Raw genomic sequence first — 7,931 nt, 5'->3', positions numbered from 1 at the left:
GTGTATAATATATACATATAAAATTTAGGAGGATAAAAAATGGCAGGAAATATTTTAGGAACAACAGTTTATTATGATGCTGACTGTGATTTGAGTAAATTGGAAGGTAAAAAAATTACTGTATTGGGGTATGGTTCACAAGGGCACGCACATTCTTTAAACTTAAAAGAAGGTGGATTTGATGTAACTGTTGGACTTAGAAAAGGTTCAAAATCTTGGGATGAGGCTACTGAAGCAGGATTTACAGTAAAAGAAACTGCAGATGCTGTAAAAGGTGCAGATATAGTTATGATTTTGATTCCAGATGAAATTCAGGCTGATGTATATGCATCTGATATTGCACCAAACTTGAAAGAAGGAGCATATATCGCATTTGGACACGGATTTAACATTCATTTTGGGAAAATTGTTCCAAGAGAGGATATAAGCGTATTTATGGTTGCACCAAAAGGACCTGGACACTTGGTAAGAAGAACTTTCCAAGAAGGAAGCGGAGTACCTTGTCTAGTAGCTGTTTACCAAGATGCTAAAGGAGATACAATGGAAGTTGCTAAAGCATGGGCATCAGCTATTGGTGGAGGAAGATCAGGAATCCTTGAAACTACATTCAAGCAAGAAACAGAAACAGATTTATTTGGTGAACAAGCTGTATTATGTGGTGGAGTAGTAGAACTTATGAAAGTAGGATTTGAAGTATTGACAGAAGCTGGATATGATCCTGTAAATGCTTACTTTGAGTGCTTACACGAAATGAAACTTATCGTAGACTTGATTTATGAAGGTGGATTGGCAACAATGAGAAGCTCAATTTCAAACACTGCTGAATATGGAGATTACATCACAGGACCAAAAATTATAACTGCTGAAACAAAAGAAGCTATGAAACAAGTATTAGCAGATATCCAATCAGGTAAATTTGCAAATGACTTCTTAGCAGACTCAAAAGCAGGACAACCATTCTTAAAAGAAAAAAGAGCAGAATTTGCAAATCACGGTGTAGAAAAAGTTGGGGCTGAATTAAGAAAACTTATGCCTTGGATTAAAAAATAAATTATATTAAAATCCTTAATTTTAAAGGAATATAGCGATTGTCCATTTTGCTGAAAGGAGCAAAACTGTTTAAACTGATTTAAAAAGATTAAAATCAGTAAAATATAGTAAATAAAAGTACAATTTAGAATTTTAGCAGTCTTTTAAATAAGGCTGCTATATTTTTGATTATAAAGACTTTTTAAAAATGAAGGAAATAAAAATGGGAAAATTAATAATTATAGAAGGTACAGATGGAAGTGGAAAACAGACTCAGACAGAATTACTTTATAAAAAATTAAAAGAAATAAAAGGAGACGAAAAAGTAAGAAAAATATCTTTTCCAAATTATGAAAGCAGAGCTTCTGAGCCTGTAAAAATGTATCTTGCAGGTGAATTTGGAAAAACAGCGGAAAGTGTCAATGCTTATGCGGCTTCTGTACTTTATTCGGTTGACAGGTTTGCTTCATTTAAGACTGAATGGGAAGAGTTTTACAATAATGGGGGAATTGTGATTAGCGATAGATATACAATTTCAAATATGATTCATCAAGTTCCTAAAATATCTGATAAATCTGAACGTGAAATATATTTGAGCTGGCTAATAGACTTGGAATGGAGAAAAATAGCAATCCCAGAGCCAGATGTTGTATTTTTTTTAGATATTCCGTTTGAGTTTAGTCAAAAACTTATGAAAAACAGGGAAAATAAAATAACTGGAGAAAAAGAGAAGGATATTCACGAAAAAGATAAAAATTACTTGAAAAATGCCTATGAAGTAGCAAAAGAATTGTCAGTAAAATATAAGTGGAATGTAATTTCCTGCGTTAAAGATGACAAATTAAGAACGATAGAAGATATAAATGATGAAATGCTAAAAATATCGCTGGAAAATATATAATTGATTCAAATTTTATAAAATAAAATTTTTTAAGTAAAAATTTGTTAAAAGAAATCAAAAATAGAAAAGAAAAAATATATAAAAAGAAATCAAATTGTGATATAATATTGTTTGGAATATAATAACAAATAAGGAGAGGGTATAATGGCTAGAAAAAAAGCTGAAGAAAAAGAAAAGGATGATAAAGCGTTAAGCGAAAAGGAGAAAATGCTTGACTTGGCACTAAAGCAGATTCAGAAGGATTATGGTGACGGTGCTGTAATGAAACTTGGTGAAAATCAGAAAATGAATATAAGGGCTATTTCTACAGGAAGTTTAAATCTAGATATAGCGCTTGGAATTGGTGGGGTACCAAGAGGAAGAATTGTTGAGATTTATGGAGCGGAATCTTCAGGGAAAACAACACTTGCACTTCATATTATTGCGGAAGCTCAGAAGGCTGGAGGAACAGTGGCATTTATTGATGCGGAACATGCTTTAGATCCAGTTTATGCAAAGGCTCTTGGAGTAAATATTGATGAACTTTTAATTTCACAGCCTGATACAGGAGAGCAGGCACTTGAAATTTCAGATATGCTTGTAAGAAGTGGAGCAATGGATGTAATTGTTGTCGATTCAGTTGCGGCGCTTGTTCCAAAAGCTGAAATTGAAGGAGAGATGGGCGATCAGCAAATGGGGCTTCAGGCAAGGCTTATGTCAAAAGCACTTAGAAAATTGACTGGAAGTATCTCAAAATCTGATACAGTTATGATTTTTATTAACCAAATAAGAGAAAAAATTGGAGGATTTTCATTTGTTCCAGGAGTGCAGACAACGACTTCAGGAGGACGTGCTTTAAAATTCTTTTCAACTGTAAGAATGGAAGTAAAAAGAGTAGGTTCTGTTAAGCAGGGAGACGACGTTATTGGAAGTGAAGTTGTAGTAAAAGTTACAAAAAATAAAGTTGCACCGCCATTTAAAGAAGCTAAATTTAATGTTATGTACGGAACAGGAATTTCTAAAATTGGGGAAGTACTTGATGCAGCGATTAATCTTGGAATTGCTTCAAAAAGTGGAGCATGGTTCAGTTATGGAGATGAGCGTTTAGGACAGGGACGTGTAAATGTTGAAAATATGCTAAAGGAAAACAAGGAAGTGTATGAAAGGCTTGAAAAGCAAGTGCTTGATGCTATTCGTCCAAAACAGGAAACAGAGCAACTAAAAATAGTAGAAACTGTTGAATCTGAAAATACTGAAAATAAAGAAGCAGAAACAGATGAAGATTAATAAAATTTATCGGAATAAGATATATCTTGATACTGAGGAAATTATGGATATAAGTCCTCTTATCAGGCAAAAATATGATTTAAAGGTAAATGACAATATTGAGAGGTTTTATGATGAGATTTCGTATGAAGCCTCTCTTGAAAAAGGGATTTTTCTGATTTCATTAAAAGACAGGACAAAAAAAGAAATACGGTTAAAGCTGGAAGAAAAATTTAGAAACAAGTCAGCTATTTTACAGGCAATAGAGAAGTTGGAAGAACTAGGGTATCTAAATGATCTAAATTATGCTATTTCATATATTGAAGGCAGAACTTATGGGAAAAATCGTATTTCCTACAACCTTTTTCAAAAAGGAATTGATAAAGTCACAGTTGAAAAAGCTTATCTGGTTTTAGCTGAGGAAAAAGAAGACAATGTCGATGACACAAAGTTAGAAAAATTAATTGAAAAAAATAGTAAAAAGATTAATATAAATAATGAGAGGGAAGAAAAAAAATTAAAGGAAGAACAGAAATTTATACAGTATTTAGCAAGACAAGGTTTTTCCCTTGACAAAATTTTTAAAAAGCTGAAAGAATATAAAGAAAATTATGAATAACGGTAAAGGAGGAAAATCGTATGAGAACGATATTTTACCATCTTGTGTTAGTTGGAACTTTTATTTATGGAAGTTTTGTTCATATATGGTATCTAATATTCAATAAAGGCGAAAAAAGATATAGATATGTATGCCGAGTAGCCAAAAATTGGGGAAAAAATCTAATTTGGGGAGCCGGAAGCAAAGTAAAAGTTATTTACAAGAATGGCAGTGAAGAAGAAATAAAAAAAATACGAGACACAAAAGAAGCAGTTATATTAATCTCAAATCATCAAAGTAATGTAGATATTCCTGCATTATTAGGATATTTGCCACTTGATTTTTCTTTTATTGCAAAAAAGGAAATGAAAAAATGGCCTGCAATTGGACGTTGGATGCGTTCCTTTGACTGTATATTTTTGGATAGAAAAAATGCAAGACAGGGAATGAAGGATATGAAAGATGCGATAAGTAAAATAAAAAAAGGACATTCTTATGTAATTTTCCCTGAAGGAAGCAGAAGTGAGGATGGTACAATTGGTGAATTTAAAAAAGGAAGTTTTAAACTTGCAACGGATACAGATGCAAGAATTTTACCAATCACAATTATTGGAACTTATGAAGTGCAAAGCCGTAAAAGTTTAAAGGTAACGCCAAATAAAAATATAAAAATTGTTGTGGATAAACCAGTGGATTTAAAATCTATGTCAAGAGAAGAAAAAAAGGAAGTTCACAACATTGTAAATAAAATTATAAAAGATAATTATACAGAAGAAAAAAATCTTTAGATGGGGGTAAGTATACCCCTATTTTGCGTAAGAAAGGAGAGTGATACAATGAAAGTATTTTTAGCGACAAAAAATAAGGGAAAAATAAAAGATTTTGAAAAATTGACAGAAGGGATGGATTTGGAAGTTGTAACGATTTTAGATGGGCTTGATATTCCTGATGTTGTGGAGGATGGAGAAACTTTTGAGGAAAATTCACGAAAAAAGGCAAAGGAAATTGCAGATTATACAAATATTGTAACAATTTCAGATGATTCAGGGCTTTGTGTAGATGCTTTAGATGGAGGACCTGGAGTTTATTCGGCAAGATTTGGAGGAGAAAATGCGACTGACAGCGAAAAGAACCAAAAAATGCTGGAACTTCTGAAGGATGTGAAAAAAGAAAATAGAAAAGCACATTTTGTATCTGTTGTAAGTATTGCCTTTCCAAATGGGGAAATTCATTCATTTCGAGGAGAAATAGAAGGAGAAATTTTGTTTGAAGCAAGAGGTAACAATGGATTTGGCTACAATCCAATTTTTTATTCGTATGAGCTAGGAAAATCATTTGGAGAAGCAGATGACGAAGAAAGAAAAAGTGTGAGCCATCGGGCAAGAGCATTTAGAAAGCTCATTGCATCAGGACTTCTGGAAGAAAAATAAATATTAATTGTTTTTCAGACCAAAAAATAGATTTAGGTAAATTATAAATTTTGATTTCAGTTTTTAGTATTGTTTGTTAAATAAAAAAAGGCTGGAAAGGAGCTGTTTATTATGGAAATTACTAATGAAAAAATTGAACTTAATGGATTAATTCACAAGGGAGTGGATAAAATTCTGATATTAATGGCGATATTGTCTATTGTTTATGGTATAGCATTTACTTTGCTGGAAAAAATTCCAGTTGCAAGGACAATTTCAGCATTTTTGCCAGTTGTTGCCATTGTTGTCTGGATTTTGTTTATTTTTTTGAGAATTGACAAGTTAAAAGTTGAAAATGGAGTGGTTTCATTAAATGGAAAAAATTTGGATAGTAAAAATACGACAGGATACATGGATAAATATGTGGGAACACCAAGAATACATTTGACAGTTAACGGAGAAAAAATATTATTCGAACCATATGTAAACCGTTACAGCAGAAGCGACACTTCTAATAAAATCACAGCAATTGGATTTTTCCTAAAAGAGAAAGGAATACCTGAAATACAGTATCAAAAAATTTATCGTAAAATCCTGCTTTTGAGATTAGTTATCCTTTTAGGAATAATGGCTCCATTAATAATAACAGTTTAGGAATTTGTCAAGGAGAGCAAAACTAAAAAAATGTTAGTAAATTTGGAAATAAATAGGGAAAATCTAAAAAGGAACTTGGAAAAAATACGTTCTATAAATAAAAATATCGTTTGTGTAATTAAAGATAATGCTTATGGGCTGGGAATTGAAAATATTTTTCCGATATTGCTAAAAAATAATTGTAATTACTTTGCGGTGGCATATATTGAGGAAGCGATAAAAATTCGTAAAATTCTAAAAAAATTTGAAAAAGAAAAAAAACTAAATTTTTTGGAAAATAAAAAAATAAAGATAATGGCACTTAATTATATTGAGCCTAAAAATTTAAAATATGTGATAGAAAATAATGTTGAACTTACAATTTTTAATTTTTCACAATTATCAGATTACTTAAAAATTTTGGATAAATCCTTTGAAAATACAGTTTTGAAAATCCATATAAAAGTAAACAGTGGAATGAACAGGCTTGGATTTAATGAAAATGAGATTTTGGAATTAATTGAAAAAATAAAAAAATATGAAATAAATTCTAAAAATAACAAACTGAAAATAATCTCTATTTTTTCTCATATTTCAGACACGGAAAATCAAATTGAAACTGAAAAGCAAGTTGAGAAATATCAAAATATTTTAAAAATATTTGACAAAAATAATGTAAAATACCAGTACAAACATTTGCAGGCAAGTCCGTTGCTTTTTAAATACGGAGAAAAATACAATTATGATTTCGCACGTGTGGGAATGGCGCTTTATGGAATGGAGCCTTTATCTTATGATATGGGATTATTAGACGTTATAACAGTAAAATCACAAATTATAAACATAAGAAATGTGAAAAAAAATGATAAAATTTCTTATGGAAGTAAAGGCATTGTAAACAGAGACTCTAAAATAGGCATTGTATCAATAGGCTATGCACACGGATTTCAAAAACAAATTGAAAATTCAGAAGAAGCGTATGTCTTGGTAAATGGAAAAAAGGCAAAAATTGTTGGAGAAATTTGTATGGATATGATTTTTATTGATTTAACGGATATAGAAAATGTGGAAGTGAATGAGGAAGTTGTGGTTGTTGGGAGTCAGAAAAATGTTGAAAATGAAATTACTGAAAAAATAACGTTGAGGCAAGTAGCAAAGTGGGCTGGGACAATACAGGATGATGTGTTGACTAAGTTTTTGGGAATAAAAAAAACAGTAAATTGATTTGGATTTGAATTTTTTTATATTTATGTCACGCGAATTACTAATGAAAAGAGGGTTAGATGCCAAGTGAAAATGTGAAATGGAAACGGGAAAGCATTATAATGAAATGGACTGAAGTCGGATTTTTTCATGAAGATTTAGGCGATTAGATTTATAATGACAGGTATGAAATAGAGATGATTCAAATTATGAAAAAAGATAAGGCTGTATTTTGGGGTAAAGAATATAATTTAAAGTGGAGAAATTATTATGGAGAAAACAAAAATGAGGAGAAATACAACTGGGAACTCAGTAATTGTGAGAATGTTTACTTACGTAGATTTAGAAATATGATTTATACTGTTCCAAATTATCTTGAGGCACACGAAAAACATTATTTTTTCACATCTATGGGATTTACTGTGGAAAATATGAAACTGATATATTCTAATAAGGAAATATTGGAAATAGAGATTTTGACACTAAAGGATGTTATTTATCAATGGTTATTTACGAGTCATTACAGTGATGATTTTATAAATAATTTGAAAGAATATGCAAGTGCATTAATAAATCAGATTTATTTTGTTGATGATGAAAGAATAGATGAGAATATTGACAAAAATTTTAGAAAAATAGTTAATTTGGAAGAAAAAGAAGTAAAACTTGAAAAAATAGATATTTCTAAATTTGAAACGGTTGATGTATATTTAGAAAATGGAACAGTTTGGAAGGCATTTTTACGAAAGAATGAAAAGTTATATTTAAATACGGATGTTGATGTCAGCATTCGGATATTGTAGAGAATTTTGAAATAAAATTTAAAGATTAGAATAATTTAGATTAAATAATAAATTTTTTTAATTTCAAGAGAAAACTTTATTAGAAAAAAAACTAGAATCATGGTTTAAGT

9 protein-coding genes are annotated in these 7,931 nt (G+C 30.6%); all 9 read left to right on the top strand.

Annotation, left to right across the window (positions count from 1 at the left end; all coding sequences use genetic code 11):
• Nucleotides 1–39: 39 nt before the first annotated feature.
• The 9 genes from ilvC (at nt 40) to Q0370_RS06065 (ending at nt 7,821) form a co-directional block, all read left to right on the top strand.
• Nucleotides 40–1,050: a ketol-acid reductoisomerase gene (ilvC, locus tag Q0370_RS06105; protein WP_147005037.1), complete on the top strand. Its 1,011-nt coding sequence runs from the start codon at nt 40–42 to the stop codon at nt 1,048–1,050.
• 202 nt (nt 1,051–1,252) lie between these two features.
• The gene (locus Q0370_RS06100) at nt 1,253–1,930 is read left to right on the top strand and encodes a thymidylate kinase (RefSeq protein ID WP_299573445.1); all 678 of its coding nucleotides are present in this window, start codon (nt 1,253–1,255) and stop codon (nt 1,928–1,930) included.
• A 144-nt stretch (nt 1,931–2,074) separates the two neighbouring features.
• Nucleotides 2,075–3,196 carry a recombinase RecA gene (gene recA / locus Q0370_RS06095; RefSeq protein WP_299573443.1) on the top strand — a complete coding sequence of 374 codons (1,122 nt, stop codon included), beginning with the start codon at nt 2,075–2,077 and terminating at the stop codon, nt 3,194–3,196.
• On the top strand, nt 3,186–3,794 hold the full coding sequence (locus tag Q0370_RS06090) for a regulatory protein RecX (RefSeq protein ID WP_299573441.1): 609 nt from the start codon (nt 3,186–3,188) through the stop codon (nt 3,792–3,794). Before recA ends, Q0370_RS06090 begins: the two co-directional genes overlap by 11 nt.
• A gap of 20 nt (nt 3,795–3,814) precedes the next feature.
• The gene (locus tag Q0370_RS06085; RefSeq protein ID WP_039901306.1) at nt 3,815–4,561 is read left to right on the top strand and encodes a 1-acyl-sn-glycerol-3-phosphate acyltransferase; all 747 of its coding nucleotides are present in this window, start codon (nt 3,815–3,817) and stop codon (nt 4,559–4,561) included.
• A gap of 48 nt (nt 4,562–4,609) precedes the next feature.
• Entirely contained in the window at nt 4,610–5,203 is a 594-nt protein-coding gene (locus Q0370_RS06080) for an XTP/dITP diphosphatase (protein ID WP_299573436.1), read from the top strand.
• 111 nt (nt 5,204–5,314) lie between these two features.
• Nucleotides 5,315–5,836, top strand: a complete 522-nt coding sequence (locus Q0370_RS06075) for a hypothetical protein (RefSeq protein WP_299573434.1) — start codon at nt 5,315–5,317, stop codon at nt 5,834–5,836.
• Nucleotides 5,837–5,866: 30 nt separating this feature from the next.
• Nucleotides 5,867–7,039, top strand: coding sequence for an alanine racemase (alr, locus tag Q0370_RS06070; RefSeq protein ID WP_299573432.1), 1,173 nt, complete (start codon nt 5,867–5,869; stop codon nt 7,037–7,039).
• A 188-nt stretch (nt 7,040–7,227) separates the two neighbouring features.
• Nucleotides 7,228–7,821 (top strand): hypothetical protein, encoded by a 594-nt coding sequence (locus tag Q0370_RS06065; protein ID WP_299573429.1) that lies wholly within the window; start codon nt 7,228–7,230, stop codon nt 7,819–7,821.
• Nucleotides 7,822–7,931: the final 110 nt, after the last annotated feature.

Origin of the sequence: uncultured Leptotrichia sp. (assembly GCF_938036635.1) — a bacterium.
Taxonomy (GTDB): Bacteria; Fusobacteriota; Fusobacteriia; order Fusobacteriales; family Leptotrichiaceae; genus Leptotrichia; species Leptotrichia hongkongensis.
The sequence above is the reverse complement of the archived record's forward strand: the minus strand, read 5'-3'. Positions and strand labels throughout refer to the sequence as shown.